The organism is Gordonia neofelifaecis NRRL B-59395 (genome assembly GCF_000192435.1).
In the GTDB taxonomy this organism is placed as follows: Bacteria; Actinomycetota; Actinomycetes; order Mycobacteriales; family Mycobacteriaceae; genus Gordonia; species Gordonia neofelifaecis.
Genome location: NZ_AEUD01000006.1, coordinates 177,701 through 199,849, shown reverse-complemented (window position 1 = coordinate 199,849; position 22,149 = coordinate 177,701). Strand labels below are relative to the sequence as shown.

Annotated in this window: 17 protein-coding genes and 1 pseudogene; 5 read left to right on the top strand and 13 right to left on the bottom strand. The window is 68.1% G+C overall.

Going from position 1 to position 22,149, the window contains the following annotated elements; all coding sequences use genetic code 11:
* Window positions 1-60: 60 nt before the first annotated feature.
* Genes SCNU_RS09440 through SCNU_RS09430 form a run of 3 tightly spaced genes read right to left on the bottom strand, consistent with a single transcriptional unit; the run spans window position 61 to window position 3,073 of the window.
* Window positions 61-849, bottom strand: a complete 789-nt coding sequence (locus tag SCNU_RS09440; protein ID WP_009679139.1) for an ABC transporter ATP-binding protein — start codon at window positions 847-849, stop codon at window positions 61-63.
* Window positions 846-1,880 (bottom strand): FecCD family ABC transporter permease, encoded by a 1,035-nt coding sequence (locus SCNU_RS09435; RefSeq protein WP_040518102.1) that lies wholly within the window; start codon window positions 1,878-1,880, stop codon window positions 846-848. The genes SCNU_RS09440 and SCNU_RS09435 overlap by 4 nt, the downstream gene beginning before the upstream one ends.
* Window positions 1,877-3,073: an ABC transporter substrate-binding protein gene (locus SCNU_RS09430; RefSeq protein WP_009679137.1), complete on the bottom strand. Its 1,197-nt coding sequence runs from the start codon at window positions 3,071-3,073 to the stop codon at window positions 1,877-1,879. Before SCNU_RS09430 ends, SCNU_RS09435 begins: the two co-directional genes overlap by 4 nt.
* A 234-nt stretch (window positions 3,074-3,307) precedes the next feature.
* Between SCNU_RS09430 and SCNU_RS09425 the strand changes: the two genes are divergently transcribed.
* Window positions 3,308-4,018, top strand: a complete 711-nt coding sequence (locus tag SCNU_RS09425) for a rhomboid-like protein (RefSeq protein ID WP_009679136.1) — start codon at window positions 3,308-3,310, stop codon at window positions 4,016-4,018.
* Here the strand turns inward: SCNU_RS09425 and SCNU_RS09420 are convergent.
* From SCNU_RS09420 to SCNU_RS09405, 4 genes and pseudogenes are all read right to left on the bottom strand, one after another.
* The gene (locus SCNU_RS09420; protein WP_009679135.1) at window positions 3,970-6,009 is read right to left on the bottom strand and encodes a prolyl oligopeptidase family serine peptidase; all 2,040 of its coding nucleotides are present in this window, start codon (window positions 6,007-6,009) and stop codon (window positions 3,970-3,972) included. The two genes, SCNU_RS09425 and SCNU_RS09420, sit on opposite strands and share 49 nt — an antisense overlap.
* 21 nt (window positions 6,010-6,030) lie before the next feature.
* Window positions 6,031-7,397: pseudogene (locus SCNU_RS09415) on the bottom strand (MFS transporter).
* 189 nt (window positions 7,398-7,586) lie between these two features.
* On the bottom strand, window positions 7,587-8,834 hold the full coding sequence (locus tag SCNU_RS09410; protein ID WP_009679134.1) for an NADH:flavin oxidoreductase: 1,248 nt from the start codon (window positions 8,832-8,834) through the stop codon (window positions 7,587-7,589).
* Window positions 8,831-9,412: a TetR/AcrR family transcriptional regulator gene (locus SCNU_RS09405; RefSeq protein WP_009679133.1), complete on the bottom strand. Its 582-nt coding sequence runs from the start codon at window positions 9,410-9,412 to the stop codon at window positions 8,831-8,833. Before SCNU_RS09405 ends, SCNU_RS09410 begins: the two co-directional genes overlap by 4 nt.
* 114 nt (window positions 9,413-9,526) lie before the next feature.
* Between SCNU_RS09405 and lpdA the strand changes: the two genes are divergently transcribed.
* The gene (gene lpdA, locus SCNU_RS09400) at window positions 9,527-10,912 is read left to right on the top strand and encodes a dihydrolipoyl dehydrogenase (RefSeq protein WP_009679132.1); all 1,386 of its coding nucleotides are present in this window, start codon (window positions 9,527-9,529) and stop codon (window positions 10,910-10,912) included.
* A gap of 76 nt (window positions 10,913-10,988) precedes the next feature.
* Here the strand turns inward: lpdA and SCNU_RS09395 are convergent, their stop codons facing one another.
* The 4 genes from SCNU_RS09395 to SCNU_RS09380 all read right to left on the bottom strand — a co-directional run bounded on the left by SCNU_RS09395 (window position 10,989) and on the right by SCNU_RS09380 (window position 16,206).
* Window positions 10,989-12,116, bottom strand: coding sequence for a linear amide C-N hydrolase (locus SCNU_RS09395; protein ID WP_040518098.1), 1,128 nt, complete (start codon window positions 12,114-12,116; stop codon window positions 10,989-10,991).
* A gap of 17 nt (window positions 12,117-12,133) precedes the next feature.
* The gene (locus SCNU_RS09390; protein ID WP_009679130.1) at window positions 12,134-13,366 is read right to left on the bottom strand and encodes an amidohydrolase family protein; all 1,233 of its coding nucleotides are present in this window, start codon (window positions 13,364-13,366) and stop codon (window positions 12,134-12,136) included.
* A gap of 108 nt (window positions 13,367-13,474) precedes the next feature.
* Window positions 13,475-14,713 (bottom strand): NAD(P)/FAD-dependent oxidoreductase, encoded by a 1,239-nt coding sequence (locus tag SCNU_RS09385; protein ID WP_009679129.1) that lies wholly within the window; start codon window positions 14,711-14,713, stop codon window positions 13,475-13,477.
* A complete protein-coding gene (locus tag SCNU_RS09380; RefSeq protein ID WP_139025913.1) occupies window positions 14,710-16,206 on the bottom strand; it encodes an amino acid permease in 1,497 nt (498 codons plus the stop codon). Before SCNU_RS09380 ends, SCNU_RS09385 begins: the two co-directional genes overlap by 4 nt.
* 177 nt (window positions 16,207-16,383) lie before the next feature.
* Here SCNU_RS09380 and SCNU_RS09375 point away from each other — a divergent pair, with 177 nt between their 5' ends.
* The 3 genes from SCNU_RS09375 (at window position 16,384) to SCNU_RS09365 (ending at window position 19,989) form a co-directional block, all read left to right on the top strand.
* Window positions 16,384-16,986, top strand: coding sequence for a TetR/AcrR family transcriptional regulator (locus SCNU_RS09375; RefSeq protein WP_009679126.1), 603 nt, complete (start codon window positions 16,384-16,386; stop codon window positions 16,984-16,986).
* 147 nt (window positions 16,987-17,133) lie between these two features.
* Window positions 17,134-18,357 carry a Glu/Leu/Phe/Val dehydrogenase dimerization domain-containing protein gene (locus tag SCNU_RS09370; protein WP_009679125.1) on the top strand — a complete coding sequence of 408 codons (1,224 nt, stop codon included), beginning with the start codon at window positions 17,134-17,136 and terminating at the stop codon, window positions 18,355-18,357.
* 36 nt (window positions 18,358-18,393) lie between these two features.
* Entirely contained in the window at window positions 18,394-19,989 is a 1,596-nt protein-coding gene (locus SCNU_RS09365) for a thiamine pyrophosphate-binding protein (RefSeq protein WP_009679124.1), read from the top strand.
* 290 nt (window positions 19,990-20,279) lie between these two features.
* On the opposite strand, the gene SCNU_RS09360 is transcribed toward SCNU_RS09365, so the two are convergent.
* Together SCNU_RS09360 and SCNU_RS09355 are read right to left on the bottom strand one after the other, a co-directional pair.
* Window positions 20,280-20,876 carry a TetR/AcrR family transcriptional regulator gene (locus SCNU_RS09360; protein ID WP_009679123.1) on the bottom strand — a complete coding sequence of 199 codons (597 nt, stop codon included), beginning with the start codon at window positions 20,874-20,876 and terminating at the stop codon, window positions 20,280-20,282.
* 92 nt (window positions 20,877-20,968) lie between these two features.
* Window positions 20,969-22,129: an acyl-CoA dehydrogenase family protein gene (locus tag SCNU_RS09355; protein WP_009679122.1), complete on the bottom strand. Its 1,161-nt coding sequence runs from the start codon at window positions 22,127-22,129 to the stop codon at window positions 20,969-20,971.
* Between the last annotated feature and the right edge of the window lie 20 nt (window positions 22,130-22,149).

The window sequence follows — 22,149 nt, the reverse complement described above, 5'->3', positions numbered from 1 at the left end:
TCCCCGAGCCGCCACCCCAACAATCGATGGATCCGGGCTCAACCAGCTCATCGGTGACGATCAACCGTCCGACTGCACGTCGAAGACGAAGCGCTCGGGGTCGAAGCGGAGGCGGCCTCGGTCGAAGGCGGCGGAGACCGCGCCGGACGCTGCGACCTCGAGCGGGCTTCCCGTGGTGAGGGCTCCGTCGGGCGACAGCAGCCAGATCGCGTCCGACAGCCGCATCGCGAGCTCCAGCTCGTGCGACGACACCAGGACGGTGAGTGCGTTCTCGCGGGCAAGCGTGCTCAGCAGGTCGAGGAACTCGACCCGCGACGGCGCGTCCAGGTGCGACGTCGGTTCGTCCAGGACCAGCAGCTCCGGCTCCTGGGTCAGGGCGCGCGCCGCGAGGACGCGCTGCGCCTCGCCGTCGGAGAGGTCGTGGAACGGCCGGTCGGCCAGCGACTGCGCGCGGACGGCTTCCAGCGCCCAGTCGGCCCGCGCGCGATCGTCCGCACTCAGTCGTCCGGTCGCGCCGAGATAGGGCGTCCGGCCCAGCTCGGCGACTTCGCGGGCAGTGAGCCGACCGGGATCGATGATCTGGGTGCCGACCGTCGCGATCCGACGTGCGAGCCGCGCCGGCCGCATCCGGGTGGTGTCCGAGCAGTCAGCCAGGCGAACAGCACCGGAGAGCGGCTTCTGCAGTCCGCAGACCGTCCGCAGCAGCGTCGACTTGCCCGCGCCGTTCGGTCCGATCAGCGTGGTCAGCCTGCCGACCTGGGCGACCGCGTGCAGCCCGGACGCGATGGTGGTCGGCCGCCGTCCCCGGTATCCGATGGTGAGTTCGTCGAGAGTCAGTCCCGCGGTCATACGGCACCTCCGTTGCCTCGCCCGCGCAGCAGTACGGTGATGACCACGGGTGCGCCGATCAGCGCGGTGACGGCGTTGAGGGGGAGCGCGGTGTCCCGGCCCGGCAGTTCGGCGACGATTCCGCACCAGACGGCGAGGAGGGCGCCGACCACGACGCAGGCGGGCAGCAGGATCCGGTGATTCGAGGTTCGGAAGACCCCGCGCGCCAGATGTGGGATCACCAGACCGAGGAAGCCGATCGGACCGCAGTACGCGGTGACGACGCCGGTCAGGACGGCGGCGGACATCAGAATGACCGTCCTCGCCAGCCGGAGGTCCACGCCCATCGACCGCGCGTAGTCCTCACCGAGCAGCAGCGCATTCAACGACCGCACCGAGGCCAGCGACAGCAGGATGGCGCCCAGGATCACCGGTCCGGCGACGGCGAGGTCCGACCACGACGTCGCCGAGAACGTCCCGAGGCCCCAGATCATGTACTTCTGCACCGAGTTCGGGTCGGCGTACACGATGAGCACGGCCACCAGCGATCCGGTGACCGCGCCGATCATCACGCCGATCAGCAGCAGCGTGACCGCGTTGCGCACCCAGACCGCGAACAGCAGGATCAGCCCGAGGACGGCGGCGGCGCCGAGCGCGGCGGCGACCACGCTGCCCGCCCGCCCCCAGCCCGCGAGGCCGCCGGCGAAGGTCGCCGCGCCCGCCGTTCCGCCACCGAGCGCCACCAGCGCGACGCCCAGGCTGGCACCCGAATTCGCGCCGAGCACGTACGGATCGGCGAGCGGATTGCGGAACAGCGTCTGCATCTGCAGGCCGGCCACGCCGAGTGCGGCGCCGACGAGCGCCGCGGTCGCGATCCGGGGGAGCCGGACCTCGCGGAGGATGAAGTCGCTGCCCGCGTCGAGCGCGTGACCGCCGGTGAGGACGCGAAGAGTCTCGCCGGGCGGGATCGGCACCGATCCGACCGCCGCGGCGATCAGCAGCGAGGCCAGCCCGGCGACGATCAGCGTCACCCACGTCAGCGTCCTCGTCATTGCGGCGGCAGGTGGAGATAGAACTCGAAGGAGTGATCGGGGAACAGATCGGGATGCAGGATCGCCGCCAGGTCTGACAGCACGAGGTCGGGACGCAGGACGCCCTTCTCCCAGTAGTCGTTGCCGCCCGCGGCGTTGACGGCCTTCGTGCTGTTCCAGGCCTGCTGGGCGGGCGTCGTGAAGGCGCGGTAGCGCGGGTCCTGCTTGTACAGATCGGCGACGGTGCTCACCGTCGGATCGCTGAGCAGCCACGCCGAGGCGTTCCGCGATCGGGCGATCACCGCCTCGATCGACAGTTGCAGGCTGCCCGCGGCCGGATCGTCGATCCACGGGTAGGTGCCGCCGGCGTCGGCGACGAGCCGTCCGAAGTAGCTGCCGCCGGAGGCCATCGTCCACGAACCGTTCGAGATCTCGCCGAGCAGGACGTCGGTCTTCGGCACGTCGACCAGCTTGTCGGCGACCGCACGGTACTGCTTCTGGACCTGCCCGAAGACGGTCGCCGCCTTCTTCTCTGTTCCGGTGAGGGCGGCGAAGAACTTGATCCACTCGGCCCGGCCGAGGGGATTCTCCTCGAGCCAGTCCGCATTCGCGATCACCGGGACGCCCGCGGCGGTGATCTTGCCGAACGCGGGGCTGTCGTTGCCGTCGGTCACCAGGACGTCCGGGTGGCCGGCGATCACCTTCTCGGCGTTCACCTCACCCGCGTCGGTGAACTCGCGGACCTTGCCTTCGTCGATCCGCTTGACGATCTCCGGGGTGGAGACGAACCCGGCGGTCGCGACGCCGGTGACGGCGTCGCTCTCCCCGAGGGCGGCGAGCGCGGGCAGGTGCGTGGTGGAACCGGCGTAGATGCTCCGGACCGGCACCTGGACCTGCGGTGCGGACGCGAGGTCGCCGGTGAGCTTCGGCGCGGGTGCGCCGCAGCGGACCAGGACGTACGACGCCGGGGGTGCTCCCTGCGCCGGGTGCTCGACCGTCACCACCTGGTACGAGTTGTGGTACTCGATCCTCAGTCCGGTCGCGTCCTCGATCGTCGACTTGTCAGGGAAGTAGTCCTTGGCCGGATCGAAGTCGGTGATGCACTCGCGGCTCGCACCGGCGTCGTCGGACTGCGGGGTCGAGCATCCGGCCGCGACGAGAGGGACGATAACCGCGGCCCCTGCGAGCAGTGCGCTGATGCGGGGTGATCGCATGATGGTGGAACCTCCCTCGGGGAGCTCCGCCCCGGGATCGCGAGTCCGCGATGGACGAGTGTCTGGCTGCTGCCCGCGGAGGTGCGCTCCGGGGACAGTTCACAGTGGCGGTACCGCGCCGGAATCGGACCGGGCTTCCTCGTCTGTCATCGCATCGGCTGACTGCGGAGATATTACCCCGGGCATTTCACCTTCCCACTGGTGCACGGTTCACCGCGGACCTACCGTTAGACGGTGAACAGCAGTCAGAGCCGGTGGCGGCGCGGTTTCGCCGTCGTGGTGGCGTGGATCCGCAGTGCTCCGGTCACCTATTCGTGGCTGGTGGTCCTGCTCGCGACCACCATCGTTCAGCACAATGTGTCGGCGGATCGGCTCGATCAGATCCTCGGCAAGCGATCGACCAACATCGACAACCTGCTGCACGATCCGCTGCGCGCCTTCTTCGGCAGTCTGTTCTGGCTCGACGGCGCGTACTGGGTGCCGTACTTCATCGGGTTCACCATCTTCCTGGCGACGGCAGAGCGCTGGATCGGCAGCCGGCGGTACGTGGTCGTCGGCCTGACCGGGCACGTCCTGGCCACACTGATCAGTCAGGGCCTGGTCGGCGCGGCGATCGCCCACGGGGACGCCGACTCGTCGCTCACCTATGCGACGGACGTCGGGGTCAGCTATTTCATGGCGTCGGTGATCGCTGTGCTCGCCTATTACCTGCCGAGGCCGTGGCGCTGGGTGTACATCGTCGGTGCCATGGGCTTCTTCTACTTGCCGTTGGTTCTGGAGCCGGTCACGTTCACCGCCGTCGGGCACGCGAGCGCGCTGACGATCGGCTTCGCCTTCTATCCGATGACCCGGGGCCGGCCGATGCTCGACGTCGACCGGATTCTGCGCAGTGCCCGTCAGTGGCTGCGTTCCGCGACTCCGACTGTGCGCCACAGGAATTCGTAGGCCAACGCGGATTTGAAGGCGGCCTGCCGGTTGTCGGCGGCTCCGCCGTGCCCGCCTTCGATGTTCTCGTAGTACCGCACCGAGCGGCCCTGTTCCTCCATCCGGGCGACGAACTTCCGGGCGTGCCCGGGGTGGACGCGGTCGTCGCGGGTGGAGGTCGTCACGAGCATCTCCGGCACGGGTGTCTCGGGGTGCAGCCGCTGATAGGGGGAGTACTTCGAGATGAACTCCCACTCCGCCGGATCGTCGGGATCGCCGTACTCGGCCATCCACGACGCGCCGGCCAGCAGCAGGTGGTATCTGCGCATGTCGAGCAGCGGCACCTGGCAGACCAGTGCGCCGAACAGCTCGGGGTAGGTCGTCGCCATCACGCCCATCAGCAGTCCGCCGTTGGATCCGCCCTGCGCGGCGAGTTGGGCAGGAGTGGTGAGGCCTCGGTCCACCAGGTCGCGGGCGACGGCGGCGAAGTCCTCGTGGACGAGGTGCCTGCCGGCCTTCTGCGCCTGCGTGTGCCAGGAGGGTCCGTACTCGCCGCCGCCTCGGATGTTCGCGATCACGTAGGTTCCGCCGCGGGAGATCCAGCTCCGACCCGCGACGCCCAGGTATCCGGGCGTCTGGGAGTTCTCGAAGCCGCCGTACCCGTAGAGCAGAGTCGGCCCGGACTCGACGTCGTCGCGTCTGACGACGAAGTACGGAACGGCGGTGCCGTCGTCGGAGGTCGCGAAGAACTGCTGCGCCGAGACCTGCGAGGCGTCGAAGAACTCGGGGGAGGACTTGATGACCGCGACACCGTCGGTGGTCGTGCCCTGCAGCAGGCTGGGCGCGCGGGTGAAGCTGCTCGCCGACAGCCAGATCTCGTCGGAGTGGTCCGGGTCGGTGTCCAGGACGCCGACGGTGGCCAACTCGGGGAGCCCGGTCACCGGATCCGGCTCCCAGGTGCCCAGGCGCCGGAACTCGACGCGGGTGGCGACGTCGTGAAGGGTCACCAGGACCAGATGCGATCGCGTGTAGGTGTAGTCCTGCAGGCTGGTGTGCTCGTCGGGGGCGAACAGCACGTGGTGCGTCCGGTCGCCGTCGAGGTACGCCGGGTAGTCGAACACCAGCAGGGTTCCGGCCGGGTAGTCGCGGCCGTCGACGGACCACGGCGACCGCGCGAGCACGGTGAGCCAGTCGTGACGGACGGTGAAGTGCGCGTCCGTCGGCACGTCGATCCGGATTAGCTCACCGTCGGGGCGGAGTTCGTAGTCGAGGGCGTTGAAGAAATCCGTCGACCGCGAGACGAAGTGCCGCACGTAGCCCGGTGTGCTGTCGCAGACCGCGCCGGCGGCGACGTCGGCGACCTCGCCCGCGAACACCGTCGGGGCGTCGGCCAGATCGGTTCCGCGCGACCAGCGGCGCACGGTCCGCGGATAGCCCGACGAGGTCATGGCGGGCAGGCCGTCGGGGGTGTCGGCGAAGTCGGTGCCGACGTAGACGGTGTCGCGATCGATCCAGCCGACCGAAGACTTGGCTTCCGGCAGGGTGAAGCCGTCGGCCGCCCAACTGCGCGATTCGACGTCGAACTCGCGAACCACCGCGGCGTCGGCGCCGCCGCGGGACAGCGAGATGAGCGCGCGGTCGTAGGCGGGGCGATTCATGGTGGCCCCGGCCCACACCCAGTTCTCGCCCTCCTCCGCGGCGAGGGCGTCGACGTCGATCAGGACGTCCCACTCGGGTGCGGGCCCGCGATAGCTCTCGAGCGCGGTCCGGCGCCACAACCCCTTCGGATGCGCGGCGTCACGCCAGAAGTTGTAGAGGAACTCGCCCCGTCGTCGGACGTAGGGGATGCGCTCGTCGGTGTCGAGGACCTCCAGCGCGCCGGTCTCGAGGTCGGCGAACCGCTCCGATCCGGTGAGCTCGTCGACCGTCGGCGCGTTGTGCGCGCGCACCCAGTCCAGAGCGTCGTCGCCGGTCACGTTCTCGAGCCACAGGTACGGGTCGTCGTTGGTCACGACGTCCAAGGTACCGACCCGTCAGTTCCGCACGGTGGTGGACGAGAAGTCCACGTCCTCCTCCGGAATCTCGGTTCCGGGGGTCTTGGTGCCTGCGATCGAGACGCCCGCGGTCTCGCGCAGGAAGCTCAGCGCGATGCCGCCGATGACGCACGCGGCCATCATGTAGACGGCGGGGAACAGAGTCCAGCCGGTCTTGTCGACCACGGCGTCGTTGACGAGCGGGGCGGTGCCGCCGAAGGCGGCGGTCGAGAGGTTGTACGAGATCGCGAAACCCGCGTAGCGGACGTGCGTCGGGAACATCGCCGGGAACGTGGCGGAGATGGTCGCCAGCTGCGGGATGTAGAGCACGCCGAGGACCACGAAGCCGACGATCGCCCAGGCGAAACCCTGCCCCATCAGCCAGTACATCGGCAACGCGAAGACGAAAACAGCCCCCCCGGGGAGCCCCGCCACATCGGCTTGCGACCGGTCCGATCCGACCACATGCCGAAGATCGGGATCAGGAGCATCATCACCACCTGCCCGATCAGGACCACGACCGAGCCGGCGTCCTCGCTGAGACCGATCGTGCCCTTGAGGTACTGGGGCTGATAGGCGAGCAGCGTGTAATTGGCGACGTTCAGCGCGACGACCATGCCGAACATGATGAGGATCGGTTTCCAGTAGTGCACCAGGGTCTGACGCAGCTGTCCGGTGATGCCGCCGGGGTCGGCGACTTTCTTCTCGACCTCGGTGAACAGCGGCGGATCGTCGAGCTGGGAGCGCATGTACAGACCGGCGATGCCGAGCGGCAGGGCGACCAGGAACGGGATGCGCCAGCCCCACTCCTGCATCTGGGTCTCCGACAGCCCGAGGTTCATGAACAGCACGATCGCCGTGCCGGAGGCGAACCCGGCCATGGTGCCGAACTCGAGGAAACTGCCGAAGCGCCCGCGCTTCCGGTCCGGCGCGTACTCGGCCATGAAGGTGGCCGCGCCACCGTACTCGCCGCCGGTGGAGAAGCCCTGGATCACCCGGAGGGCGATCAGCAGGATCGGCGCCCACACGCCGATCGACGCGTGCGTCGGCAGAACGCCGATCAGCGCGGTGGCCAGGGAGATCAGCAGGATCGTCAGGGCGAGGACGTGCTTGCGGCCGAGGCGGTCGCCGATCGGTCCCCAGACGAATCCGCCGAGCGGCCGCAGCACGAAGGAGACGGCGAAGCCGAGCATGGTGCCGATGGTGCCGAGATCTCCGGGGAAGAAGGCCTGGGTGAGATACGTGGTGGTGGCGGCGTAGACGCCGTAGTCGTACCACTCCGTCGCGTTGCCGATCGCCGAGGCGGCGATGGCCTTCCGGAGGGTGGTCGACGAGGGAGCGGCGGGGGAGACTGTGGAGTCAGTCATCGGACCTCCGAGGTGTCGATAGGCGTTTCGCGGTCGGGTGAGGTGGTTGTCCAACGACGACGGCGATCGCTCGCCGCCGGTCTGAGTACCACTTCCCCTGGCCGAATCGGCCTATCGACAATCGGAGGAGGAGTCCCCCGAACTGACTACACCTTGCTATCACGTTCGGGGGACGGAGGCGAAACCGCTCTATCCGGCGACCGCCAGCGGATCGGGCACCTCACCGGTGCGGATCGGGCACCGCGTCTTCGAGTAGATCGTCGGCATGCAGAGGTTGCAGTGGACGCACTTGCTCTCGGTCGACGGGTCGTTCTGGATCAGCAGCGGCAGGTCCGGCTCGCGGAGCAGTGCGCGGCCCATCGCGACGAAGTCGAAGCCCTCGTCCATCGCGAGCTGCATCGAGGCGCGGTCGGTGATGCCGCCGAGCAGGATCAGCGGCAGTGAGACCGACTTCCGCAGCTCGCGGGCCAGCGGAAGGAGATAGGCATCGGTGTACGGGTAGTGCTTGAGGAACATCTTCCCGCCCATCTTCATGCCGGTCTTCATCGCGCCGACCATCGCATCGGCGAACGACTCCAGCGGGGGCTCGCCGTGGAAGAGGTACATCGGGTTGAGCAGTGAGCTGCCCGCGGTCGGCTCGATGGCGTCGATGTGACCGTCGCCCTCGAAGAGCTCGGCGTACTTGATGGCGTCGTCGAGATTGGTTCCGCTCCAAGCCTTTCCGCCACGGCCGCGGCCCGGCTTGCCGACGCCGTCGAACATGTTGAGCTTGGCCCAGACGGCGGCTTCGTCACCGACCTCGTTCCGCACCGCCTCGAGGACCTCGCGGGCGAAACGCGCGCGATTGACGGCATTGCCGCCGTACGCGTCGCGCCGGTGGTTCAGCATCGGCGACATGAACGAGCTGAGCAGGTAGTTGTGTCCGAGGTGGATCTCCAGCCCGTTGAATCCGCTGTCGACGGCGAGCCGTGCGGCGGTGGCGAACTTCCGGACCAGGACGGGGATGTCCTCGAGCTGCACCTTGTCGGTGAGGGACATGCCCATCGGGGCGGGAATGCGGCCCGGGCCGAGCGCGGGCAGCCCGTTGGAGACGGAGTTGGCGACGGGGCCGGCGTGGCCGAGCTGGGCGGCGGCGAGGGCGCCCTCGGCGTGGATCGCCGACGTCAGTTCCGTCAGCCCGGGCACGGCCTCGGGTCGCATCCAGATCTGGTGCCGGTCGGTGCGACCTTCGGGGGCGATGGCGCAGTAGGCCACCGTCGACATCGCGGCACCGCCCGCGGCGACCTCGCGATGGAAGTCGATCAGATCGTCGGTCACCAGAGCGTCCGGGGTCATGCCCTCGAACGTGGCGCACTTGATGATGCGGTTGCGCAGTGTGAGCGGACCCAGTTTCGCGGGAGCGAACGGATCCACCGGGGACGTGTCGGAATCGGTCATCGGATGCCTTTCGGTAGGCCGGCGAGGCCGGCGATCAGGAAGTCGGACAGGGCTGAGAGGTTGTCCGGCGAGATCTCTTGGGGCGCGGCGAGTTCGGTCATGAGCACCACGAATGCGAAGCGCCACCGTCGTCGTGCGACGTCGGGATCGAGACCCGGCACGGTCGAAGTGAGCAGGTCCGTCCAGACGTCGAGCTGGAACCAGCGGCTGTTCCACTCGGCTTCCGGATGCGCGAGGACGAACTGGGCCAGGACCCGGATGGTCGGCGCGGTGTGCGGTGCCGCCTGTAGGGCGATGAGCGGTTCGAGGATCGCGTCGATGATGTCGGAGATGGTGCGGGGGCCGGACTCCAGCCGATCGAGCTGGTCGGACCACTCGGGCTCCAGCCGGTCTTGGAGGAGGGCCGCGACGAGGGATTCCTTGGAGCCGAAGTGGTAGTGCACCGCAGCGGGATTCGCGCCCGCCTCGGCGCAGACGGCGCGGACCGACAGATCGTCGTACGGCACCGTGGCGAGCAGTCGTTCCGCCGCGTCGAGGAGTCGTGCCCGCGTTGTGTTCGTACTCTCGCTAGTCTCCATTCGTCGATCAGATCACACTTCCAACGGCGATTCAATCGCTGATTGAAATGTGACGAACGACTGAGCGGGACGGGACACCTGCGTGGCGCACACGCGGGAAGTACCCTGAACGACGTGGCTGAACATTTTCAAACAGTTGTCCTGGGAGCCGGTCCCGGTGGGTACGTGGCCGCGATCCGGTCCGCCCAGCTGGGCATGAAGACCGCCGTCATCGAAGAGAAGTGGTGGGGAGGCGTCTGCCTCAACGTCGGGTGCATCCCGTCGAAGGCGTTGCTGCGCAACGCCGAACTCGCCCACGTCTTCAATCACGAGGCCAAGACCTTCGGCATGAGCGGTGAGGTGAGCTTCGACTTCGGAGCGGCCTTCGACCGCAGCCGCAAGGTCTCCGACGGCATCGTGAAGGGCGTTCACTTCTTGATGAAGAAGAACGGCATCACCGAGATCGACGGGTACGGCGTCTTCCGTGACGCGAAGACGATCGTCGTCGGGGATCGGGAGATCACCTTCGACAACGTCATCGTCGACACCGGTTCCACCGTCCGGCTGCTGCCGGGCGTCGCGTTGAGCGAGAACGTGGTGACCTACGAGACCCAGATCCTCACCCGCGATCTGCCGGGCTCGATCGTCATCGTCGGCGCGGGCGCCATCGGCATGGAGTTCGGCTACGTGCTCGCCAACTACGGCGTCGACGTCACCATCGTCGAGTTCATGCCGCGCGTGCTGCCGAACGAGGACGCCGACGTCTCCAAGGAGATCGCCAAGGCCTACAAGAAGCTGGGCGTCAAGATCCTCACCGGCACCGCCGTCCAGACGGTCGACGACAACGGCGACAGCGTCGTCGTCACCTACAAGGACGCCAAGGGCGCCGAGGCCAGCCTCACCGTCGACAAGGTGCTCATGTCGGTCGGCTTCGCTCCGCGGGTGGAGGGCTTCGGCCTGGAGAACACCGGTGTCGCGCTCACCGACCGCGGTGCCATCGCCATCGACGATCACATGCGCACCAACGTGCCCGGCATCTACGCCATCGGCGACGTGACCGCGAAGCTGCAGCTGGCGCACGTGGCCGAAGCTCAGGGCGTCGTCGCCGCCGAGACCATGGCCGGTGCCGAGACCATGACGCTGGGCGACTACCGGATGATGCCGCGCGCGACGTTCTGTCAGCCGCAGGTCGCGTCGTTCGGTCTCACCGAGGAGCAGGCGAAGGCCGAGGGCTACGAGATCACCGTCTCCAAGTTCCCGTTCAGCGCCAACGGCAAGGCACAGGGCCTGGCCGCCCCGGCCGGCTTCGTCAAGCTGATCACCAACGCCGAGACCGAGGAACTCCTCGGCGGTCACCTCGTCGGTGACAACGTCTCGGAGATGCTGCCCGAGCTGACGCTGGCGCAGAAGTGGGATCTGACCGCCCGTGAGCTGGCGCGCAACGTCCACACCCATCCGACGATGAGCGAGGCGCTGCAGGAGACCTTCCACGGCGCGATCGGTCACATGATCAACTTGTAGCGGACTCGCTGCTCACCACTGCGGCCCGGACTCTCGGATGAGAGTCCGGGCCGCAGTCGGTCGGTGCCTCGGAGAACTACGCGTGCGCCTCGGCGGCGATGAACTCGGTGAGCTTCGCCTCGGCGCGCTTCTGGATCTCCTGAGCCCGGACCTCCGCCGCGCGCACACCGTGCAGCGACTTTCCGGCCTCGGCCACGAGTTCCCCGATGACCTCGGCCTGCTCGATCGAGGCGAAGTGCAGCTTGTGATGCTTCTTGAAGTGCTTGTGCACCTCACCGGCGATGCCGCCTTCCAGCGCCAGATCGCTGAGGAGATCCAGTTTGGCGTCGCCGGAGCCCTCGGAGAAGTCCAGATTCCGCAGATCGACCCAGACCAGATTCGGTTGGGTGGTCGACTCGAACGCGTACCGCAGATTCGTCAGATCGATGACGACCTGCCACAGCGTCTGCGAGGCATCGGGCTTTCCGGGCTCGGCCTGCCGGAAGGGCTGCGCGCAGTTCCGGATGATGCTGAGCATCGCAGCCATCGCCTGCAACTGTGAAGTCGGTGTCTGCTGGCTCTGCACGTAGTACAGGGCCCGGGCGAAGCGATCGGACGCGCGGCAGGTGCCCGGCAGCGGATCGTCGCCCCCGAGGCCCTGGTACTGCTTGACCAGCTCGAGCTGCTTGTCGTAGGTCGGCGAGTTCGTCATCACCAGGTAGTCGCGGCTGTGGAAGATCTTCAGTTCACCGTCGATGTACTCGAAGATCACCGAGTCGCCGCCGGCGTCTTCGAGAGCCAGGTGGATGGCGGGCCGGCTGCCGCCGGTCGGATCCACCATCGGAACGACCTGGGGATCGTTCTTCTCCGACCACGCGACTGCCTCGCCGACCGTCGCGAAGTTGTCCAGGTAGAACTGCAGCCACACCGACATCGCGAGCTGCGGACGGGAACTGTCGGCGTCGCCGTACTCCGACTCGGCGAGCCACAGGACGTGGCCTGCCAGCCCCCGCTCGTTGACTCCGTCGGTGGAGAGGAGGTCGTACACGCCCGCGACCACACTGCCGTACTTCGACGTCCAGGTGAGCTCGCCGTGCACACGGTCGTCGCGTTCGACGCCGCGCGGCAGCTTCCAGAGATTCGTGTGCAGGTCCTGGTGGAAGTCCATGTTGCGGCCGACGATCACCGATCCGTCGGCGTCGGGCCACATAACGCGAGTGCACATGTCTTTCGCCTTTCTTGTCAGAGGGCGTAGCCGCCGCGGTTGCCGACCGTCCTGCCCTCCTTGAGGACCAGCAGGATGTTCTCGTGGTCGGCGAGCGAGTCGATGTCGGCGAGGGGGTCGCCCTTGACGACCACCACGTCGGCCAGCTTGCCCGACTCCAGGGTGCCCAGCTTGTCGTCGACCTCGCACAACTCGGCAGACGTGCGGGTGCCTGCGACGATGGCCTGCATCGGAGTCATCCCGCCGAATTTCACCAGGCAGCCCAACTCGCCCAGGGTGTCGCCGTGGTCGGGGACCAGACCGGCGTCGGTGCCGACCGCGATCTTGATGCCGGACTCGACCGACGCCTGGATGGACTCGTGAGCCAGCGCGTGCCACTTGGTGCTCTTGGCGACGGCCTGCGGGGTCGCGGTGTCGGGCTTCAGAGTCTCGATGAGCGTCGGGACCAGGAACTGGCCGCGCTGAACCATCTCGGTGCGCAACTCGTCGGTGAGCGCGTAGCCGTGCTCGATGCTGTGGGCGCCGCCCTGGATGGCGGCCTGAATGCCGAGGAAGCCGATCGCGTGCGCGGCGACCTTGCGGCCGCCGTAATTGTGGGCCTCCTCGACCAACGCGGCCACGATGTCGGTTCGGGCGCCGAGCCAGTCGGGATCGTCGCTCACCGACGTGACGCCGCCGCTGGAGGCGACCTTCAGGACGTCGACGCCTTCGCGCAGCAGCTTGCGTGCCTCGACTCGGGCCTCGTCGACGGTGTCGATCAGGGTGCCGCCGACCAGCCCGGTGCCGTCGAGCCCCGACGGGATGTGGAAGTCGGCGTGACCGCCGGTCTGGCTGAACATCTTGTCGGCCACAAGCATCCGCGGTCCCTCGATCAGCCCGTGGGCGACCGCGTCGCGCACGCCCACGTCGACGCCCATCAGGTCGCGCACCGTGGTGACGCCCGCCTCGACGGTGGTCTTGAGGCGGTCGAGCAGCTGAAAGTAGCGGTACGACGGCGGCACCATCGCGGACATGATCGGCGAGCCCTTGGTGCCGGGCAGCGACAGGTGGACGTGGCAGTCGAAGAAACCGGGGGTGACGGTGTTCCCACCGACATCGACGCGGGTGGCCGAGTCGTCGATCTGCGGCGCGGCGGAAGCGGGACCGGCGTAGGTGATCTTGCCGTCGTCGATCACCACGACGGCGTCGGTGACCGGGTCGGCGCCCGTGCCGTCGATGAGACGGGCGTTCTGCAGAGTGATTGTCGCCATGAGGTCTGCCTACCTGCCCGGGTTCCGGTTGGGGAGGTTCGACACCGACTTGGCCGCGATATGTCCGAGTGCGGCACAAGTCGGAGCGGCGGAGGTCTGCGCGGGGAGTCAGCGCAGCGGATCGAATCCGCGCAATTCGGCGGGTACCGATCCGGTGACGACGGCTCGTGCGAGGAGCCTGCCGGTGGCCGGCCCGAGGGTCATACCCTCCATCGCGTGCCCGCCCGCGACGAACACCCGCGGCGACTCGGTAGCGCCGACGAGCGGAAGTCCGTCCTCGGTGCACGGTCGGGACCCGACCCACTCGTCGTGACGGTCGTCGAGGTCGACGCCCTGCAGCAGTGGCCGGACCGACTTCACGATCGCCTCGATCCGCCGCTCGTCCAGCGGTGCATCGTGCGGCCGGAACTCCATCATCCCGGCGATGCGCATGCGATCGGCCAGCGGTGTGCACACCACGGACGACCCCGGGAAGTAGACCGGCCCCAGCGGCATCTGATCGACGTCGACCGCGAAGCTGTAGCCGCGTCCAGCCCGCATCCGCGTGCGGACCCCGAACGGAGCGGCGAGCTCCGTGAGGGTGACGCCGCTGGCGATGACGACGGCGTCGAAGCGTTCGTCGACCCCGGGTCCGCGGACCCGGACCCGGTTGCCTCGGTCCTCGACCCGCGCGACCTCCGCCTTCATGAGGGCGCCGGCTCGGGACATCACCGACTCGGCGAGGGCGGCGACGAAGGCCGGCGGATCGATGAAGCGCTGACCGTGGAGTCTCAGCGCGCCGCGGATGTCGTCGGACAGTATCGGGGCGCCGGCCCGGGCCTCCTCGACGGAGATGACCTCCAGGTCCACCGGCTGACCGAGCGACGAGATCCGCCGCCCCTCCTCGACCATGGCTTGCGGGCCCGCCGGGTCGGTGTAGCCGAAGACGAATTCGTCGGCGTCGCTGATCGGACCGTCGACGCCGCCGCGGGCGAGGTCGTCGAAGGCGTCGAGTGCCTGGCGATTCAGCGCGGCCAGTTTGCGAACTCCCGACCGCCACCGTCGCGGAGTGCTGTTGCGGGCCATGCGTGCGAGGAAGCCGTACAGCGGGAGGTCGCGGGTCGGGGGGACGTACAGCGGCGACGTCGGCTTGGTCAGCTGCCGCAGGCCGTAGGTCAGCATCGACGGATCCGTCAGCGGAGTGCTGAGTGTCGGCGTGATCCATCCGGCGTTCCCCCACGAAGCGCCGGCGGCCGGGCCGACTGCGTCGATCACGGTCACCTCGGCGCCGCGCTCCTGCAGGAACCACGCGGTCGACAGGCCGACCATTCCCGCGCCGATCACGCCGATGGACTGCGGTGCGGTCACGGCGCCTCCACGCCGGTGAGTGCGCGGGCCGCGCGCGGGCCGATGACCCAGTGGTATGCGGCGTAGCAGACGGGCACGCACGCGAGGCCGAGGAGCAGCGAGAGGCGCTGTGTGGAGTCGAACGCCATCGCGACGAATACGGCGAGGTTCAGCACGATCACGGCGATCGGCGTGAACGGATACATCGGTGCCTTGTACGGGAGGTCGGCGAGATCGCCGCCGTTCGCGACGTACTGCTTGCGGAACCGGTACTGGGAGAAGGCGATGGTCATCCAGCACAGGGCGCCGCCGACGCCGCTGACGGAGATCAGGAAGACGAACAGGGTGTCGGCGGCGACGACGCTGGTCAGCAGCGACAGCAGACCGAACGCCAGAGTGAAGATCAGTGCGGCGAGCGGGATGCCCCGCTTGGTGGTGCGACCGAACGCCTTCGGCGCCGCGTGCTCCTGGGCCAGCGACCACAGGATGCGGGTGCACATGTACAGACCGGTGTTGCCCACGGAGAGGATGGCTACCAGGATGACGAAGTTCATGATGCCCGCGGCGTACGGGATGCCGATCGCGTCGAGCACGGTGACGAACGGACTCTGATCCAGGCCCAGCTGATCCCAGGGAATCAGTGCGATGAGGATGAGGATCGCGCCGAGGTAGAGGAACACGAGTCGGAAGACGATGGTGCGGACCGCGCGGGGGATCGCCTTCTGCGGATTCTCCGTCTCGCCGGCCGCGACGCCCATCACCTCCGAGCCCATGAACGTGTAGACGACGGTCATCATGGCGGCGAACACCGCGCCGAGTCCGACCGGGAAGAAGCCGCCGTGCGACGTGAAGTTCGACAGCCCGGGTGCCGGCTGCCCGTCCATGTGGACGACGCCGAAGACGGCGAGCAGTCCGAGACCGATGAACAGTCCGACGGCCAGCACCTTGACAGCGGCGAGGGCGTACTCGGTCTCCGCGAACGAGCGCACGGTGAAGCAGTTGATCGCGAACAGCACGACGATGAAGAAGGCCGACCAGAACCAGGTCGGGGTGTCGGGGAACCAGTACTTCATCACGATTCCGGCCGAGAGGAACTCGAGGCCGATGAACGAGGCCCAACTGATCCAGTAGACCCAGCCGATGGTGAAGCCGGTGCCCGGCCCGATGAACTTCGTCGCGTGGGCCTGGAAGGACCCGCTGACGGGCATCACCGCGGACATCTCGCCGAGGCAGACCATCGTCAGGTACAGCAGCACGCCGCCGACCAGGTAGGCGAGGATGGTGCCGCCCGGGCCCGCCTGACTGATGACGTCGCCGGTGCCGAGGAAGAGTCCGGTACCGATGACGCCGGCGAGAGTGATCATGAAGAGATGCCTGCTCTTCATACCGCGCTTCAGGCTGACGCGCGGCTGGTCGCTCTGGTCCGGGACCGAAGCCTGTGGAATGTCCATCGTCGACGGGTTCGTGGTTGAGGCGGTGTCCGGGTCGCTGGACCCGGCGGTCGGAACTGACACGTTCGATGCTCCTCGTGTGCGGGCCGGCGGAGCGGTGCATTCCCCAGATGCGACCGAAGCCGCCGGCAAGACTGACTATGTACTCAGTCAGCACATCTAGAATGCGGCGTCCATCACAGTGATGTCAAGAGCGTGTCTGTGATCACTCCGATTGTCTGATTCGATCGGGGAAGTAGCATGACGGTCGTGACCCGCAATACGAAGGACGCCGCAGGTCGGCGCGAGGCGATCCTCAACGCCACTCTCGAGATCATCGAGAAGAGCGGCATCGATCGGGTCCGCGGCGCGGATGTGGCGAAGCGGGTCGGGGTCAGCGTCGGCCTGATCTTCTATCACTTCGACAACCTGGAGACGCTCATCGCGTCCGCCGTCGAGTACGCCGCGAATCGGGACGTCAAGGGTCGCGATGAGATGCTCGCGCGGCAGAACTCCGATCCGCAGGCGAGGCTGCGTGAGGTCCTGCGGGAGTACGGGCCGACCGGATCCGCGTTCGGCTGGCGGCTGTGGGTGGAGTCGTGGTCGGCGAGCCTGCGCGACGACCAGCTGCGCAAGCTGGTCGCCGCGCTCGATTCGGGCTGGCGAGAGGCGATCATCTCGATCATCGAAGACGGCGTCGACCGGGGCGTGTTCGACTGTCCCGACCCCGCGGGGGCGGCGTGGCGCCTGACCTCGATGCTCGATGGTCTCGCGGTGCAGCACGTGGTCTTCGACGGTGCCGTCTCGATCGAGCAGATCGACGACTGGATCGGCCTCGCGGCTTCTCGCGAACTGGGACTCTGACGGAGTCCGCTGAACTCAACGGCACAAGTGCTCCCCGGTTGCTTTGCCGTGTGATCGGTGCCATACTGACTAAGTACTCAGTCAAGCTTTCAATCAATCATTGCCTCGACCCTTCCGGTCGGGCCGTGTTCCTGTGAGGAGCTTCCCATGTCTTTGACCCTTCCCAACGCGATCGACGCCGCCGCAGACAGCCGCGACGACAACGCCTTCTTCGAGGTCGTCTGGCGCGACACCGAGAGCGATGCGACCGGCTACGTCGTGATCGACCGGTTGGTTCGCGGCGTCTCGTCGGGCGGTCTGCGAATGCGCGCGGGCTGCACCATCGACGAAGTGCGCGGTCTGGCCCGCGGCATGACTCTGAAGGAGGGCGTCCACTACGAGCCGGGCGCCGCGTACGTGCCGCTCGGTGGAGCGAAGGGCGGCATCGACTTCGATCCGTACCATCCCGACGCCGACGGCGTCCTCCGCCGCTTCCTGCAGGCGACCGCCCCGATCATCGCCACGCGCTGGACCATGGGTGAGGATTTCGGCGTGCAGCAGACCACGATCGACGGTCTGCTTCCCGAGGTCGGACTGACCAGCTCCATCCAGGCCGCCGAGCAGGTCGTCGACGATCCGGCCGCGGCGCAGAAGAGGATGGCCGCCGCCTTCGCGAGCGTCGTCGACGGCGTCAGCCTCGACGAGCTCGTCGGCGGTTTCGGCGTCGCGAAGGCGGCGCTCGCGGCGATGGCCCGCCGCAATATGGCACGGGCCGCGACCACCGCCGTGATCCAGGGCTTCGGCTCCATGGGCGGTGCGACCGCGCGCTACCTCGCCGAGGCAGGCGTGCGCGTGGTCGGCATCGTCGACGTCGAGGGCGTCGTCTACAACCCCGCCGGCCTGGACGTCGAGGCGCTGCTGCTCAGCCGCAGCGCGAAGGGCAATGTCGACCGCAGCCGGCTGCGTCCGGAAGATCAGCAGCTCGACTCGGCGGACTGGCTCTCGATCGAGGCCGACGTGCTGGTCCCGGCGGCGATCTCGTACTGCATCAACGACGGAAACCAGGCGCAGGTGCGGGCCCGACTCATCGTCGAGGCGGCGAACATGCCCGTGACGCCCGAAGCCGAGCAGCTGATGGCGGCGCGCGGCATCGAGGTCTCGCCCGACTTCGTGGCGAACTCGGCCACCAATGCCTGGTGGTGGTGGGTGTTCTTCGGCGACGTCGACGGCACGCCCGAGCAGTCGTTCCGCAAGATCGAGGACCGGATGACCGCACTGTCCGACGAGATGTTCGATATCGCGGAGGCGGACGGCATCTCACTGCGCGCCGCGGCATTCGAGATGGCATCGCGGCGCCTGGCCGTCATCTCCGCCGACCTCCCGATCTACTGAGCCGCACCCTCGAGCGTCAAGAAAGACCAGATTCCCATGTCAGCTGTCCTCAGCACCGGTGGTCGTGCCGTCGTCGACGCCCTCGTCGCACACGGCGTCGACACCGTCTTCGGTATCCCCGGCACCCACAACCTCGCGATCTACGCCGCGATGCAGGCGTCGCCGATCAACCACGTCACGCCCCGCCACGAGCAGGGCGCCGGGTACGCGGCCGACGGCTACGCACGGCTGTCCGGACGCCCCGGCGTCGTCGTGACCACGACCGGACCGGCGATTCTCAATGCCGCGGCGTCAGCCGCGCAGGCGTACTCCGACTCGGTGCCGGTGCTGTTCATCGCGCCGGGCATGCCGTCGGATCACCCGAGCGGCTACAACGGTCTGCTGCACGAGGTGCGCAGTCAGATCGACGCGATGTCGGCTGTCGTCGCTCATGCGCAACGGGTCACCAGCGTCGCGGAGATCCCGCACGCGGTGGCGCAGTGCTTCGCGGCGATGACCACCGGCCGGCCCCGACCGGCCTACCTGGAGATCCCACTCGATCTCCTGGAGGCAGAGGCATCCGTGGTGCCCGAAGCTCCCGTCGTGGCCCCGTCGATCGTGCCCGCCGAGTCGGTGGTCGCCGCGGCCGCCGAGCTGATCGGCACCGCGCAGCGGCCGCTGATCGTCGCGGGTGGTGGCGCCAGCCGCGCATCGGCCGAGGTGCTGGCGTTCGCCGAGAAGATCGACGCGCCGGTCGTCACCACTGCGAACGGCAAGGCCGTGGTGCGTGAGGATCATCCGCTGGCACTGGGCGCGGGTGTCCAGCTGTCGTCGACCCTCGACCTGGTCCGCGACTGCGACGTGGTGGTCGCGGTCGGCACCGAGCTCGCGCCCGCCGACTGGTGGTGGGGTCCGATGCCGGAGACTCGCCTCGTCCGGATCGACATCGACCCGCTGGCCGTCGCGACGAATGCGATCCCGGAGGTCGCGGTGGTCGGAGACGCGGCGTCGGTGCTCGCCGACCTCACCGCCCGGATCGCCGCTGCGGCGGGTCGCGCCGAGTCCGGCGCCGACCGCGCCGCTGCTTGGCGGGCGACGCTGACCGCCGACGCCCGGCGACTCGGCGCGGCGTACGTGGGACTCGCAGAATCGCTCGCGGAGGTCCTCGACGACGAGGCGGTGATCGTCGCCGACCAGTCGATGTCCTGCTACTACGGTCTGATGGGCAATCTGCCCCGCTATGCGCCGCGGTCGTTCATGTACCCGGCGGGCCTCGGCACGCTCGGCTACTCGCTGCCCGCCGGAATCGGCGCCATGCTGGCCGAGCCCGGACGGCAGGTCGTCGCGGTGCTCGGCGACGGCGGCGTGATGTTCTCGCTCGCCGAGCTCGCGACCGCCGCTCATGCCGGCGTCGCGCTGCCGGTCGTCGTGGTCGACAACGGCGGCTACGGCGAGATCCGCAACGAGATGCTCGAGCGCGACGAGACGCCGCTGTCGGTGGATCTGCCGACCCCCGACTTCGTCGGCGTGGCCCGTGCTCTCGGCTGCGAGGGCGTCGACGCCGCGTCGTACGCCGAGGTCGGTCCCGCCGTCCGCAAGGCGTTCTCTGCGGACCGTCCCACTCTGATCTACGTCCGCGAACCCGCGGTCTGATCCAGTCAGGCAGATAAGAAGCCTTCTGCGTGAGCCGAGCTCGCCAGATTCATTTGTGCCGTTGATCGTGACCACCAGGTGGTCACGATCAACGGCACAGGCGCTCCACGGTGTCCGCGCGGCCAGACCTCAAGTCGTCAGGTTCGTCGAGGCGCATCGAGACACCCGACGCAAGAGTCTCGACCCACTCCTGCGCTTACTCGACAGCTCGTAAATGAATCCCCTCAGCGCCGAAGTCTTGGCCGGATCGGCCGAGAACGACGAAATCGGGGATTCAAATACGGTGAGGGCTATGCCGCGGAGATCGAGTCGAGGTAGCCGTCCACGCGGGCGTGCATCGTCTCGAGCGGCATCGCGGGCGAGTTCATCAGGTGCTGGATGCTCATGCCGTCGATCAGAGCGACCGCCACATCGGCGAAGCCGCCGGCGTCGCCGTCGATGATCGTTCCGGCATGTTGACCCGCGACGATGAGGTCGCGGACCAGGTTGCGCCACTGTCCGTAGAGCCGGGCGTTGAGCTCCTGCAGACCGTCGTCGCGCATGCCCTCCGACCACAGCTCGGCCCAGACCCGCCAGGCCCGGGTGGCGGCCTCGCCGACGGGGAGGTAGCTGCTGACGAGGGTGCGCAGCGTGGTCCGGGGATCGGTCTGCGACGACGCGAGCATGTCATGACGGCTCTGCAACGACCGCTCGTAGTTGAGCTGGAACGCCGCATTGACCACGTCGCGCTTGGTGTCGAAATAGTAGTGGATGGTGCCGGACGAGACGCCCGCGCGCTGCGCGACGTCCGACAGTCGCAGCGACTGCAGTCCCCGATCGCCGATCACCTCGCAGGCTGCCGTCAGAATCTGTTCGCGGCGGCGTTCCGCCGCGTCTGCGCGTGACATGTCATTGCTCCTTCGGGGGATACGCGTAGACGAGCGACCCCGCGACGCGGTGTGGCATCGCGGGGTCGCTCGAGGGGGTGGTTCGGTCCGGCTCAGTCCAGGTTGCGGGAGATGACGAGCTTCATGATGTCGGACGTGCCCTCCTCGATCTCCTCGAGCTTCACGTCGCGCATCCACTGCTCGACGGGGAACTCGCGCGAGTAGCCCCAGCCGCCGAGCGTCTGGACGGCAGCGTGGGTCACGAACATCGCGGTCTCAGACGCCTGCAGCTTGCACATGGCCGCGATTCCGGTGGCGCGCTGGCCGCTGTCGATGACGCGGGCGGCGTGGTGGACCAGCAGCCGAGCCGACTCGATGCGGGTCGCCATCTCGGCGAGGCGGAAGGCGACCGCCTGGTGTTCGATGATCGGCACGCCGAACTGCTTGCGTTCGCGGGCGTAGTTCAGGGCGTACTCGTACGCGGCGCGGGCGGCGCCGACGGCGGCTGCGCCGAGCACCACTCGGGAGATGTCGAACGTGCCCATCAGGCCGTAGAAGCCCTGGCCCTCCTCGCCGAGGCGGTCCTCGTCCGGCACGAACATGTCGTCGAAGAAGACCTCGCGGCAGACGATGGCGCGCTGGCCCATCTTCTTCATGGGCTCACCGAAGCTGACACCGGGGGTGTCCTTGGTGAACATGAACGCGGTGACACCGCCCGAGCGCTTCGTCTTGTCGGTCTTGGCGAAGACGACGTACTGCTGGGCCGCACCGGCGTTCGAGATCCAGGCCTTCTGGCCGTTGATCCGGTAGCCGCCGTCGACCTTGGTGGCGCTGGTGATGATCGACGCCGCGTCCGAGCCGGAGCCGGGCTCGGTGGTCGCGAGCGCGGTCATCACCGCGTCCTTGCCGGTGGTCGGCGGCAGCCACTTGCGCTTCTGCTCCTCGGTGCCGAGCACCAGCAGGGGATCGGAGAAGAAGCCGTTGGAGCAGACCAGGTTGCCGATGCCGGGGTCGCCCCAGCAGAGCTCCTCCTGCACCAGGCACTGGGTGAACACGTCGGTCATGCCGCCGCCGCCGTACTCGGTGGGGATCATGAAGTCGGCGATCCCGACCTCGGCGGCCTTGCGGAAGATGTCGACCGGGGTGACCGTGTCGGCCTCGTCGACCTCACGGCCGCGAGGACGGATCTCCTTCTCGGCGAAGTCGTGGCAGAGCTCGATGATCTGCTTCTGCTCATCGGTCAGTGGGAACGCGGGGATGTTGACGGTGCTCATGGTGATTGCCTTTCGAGTGT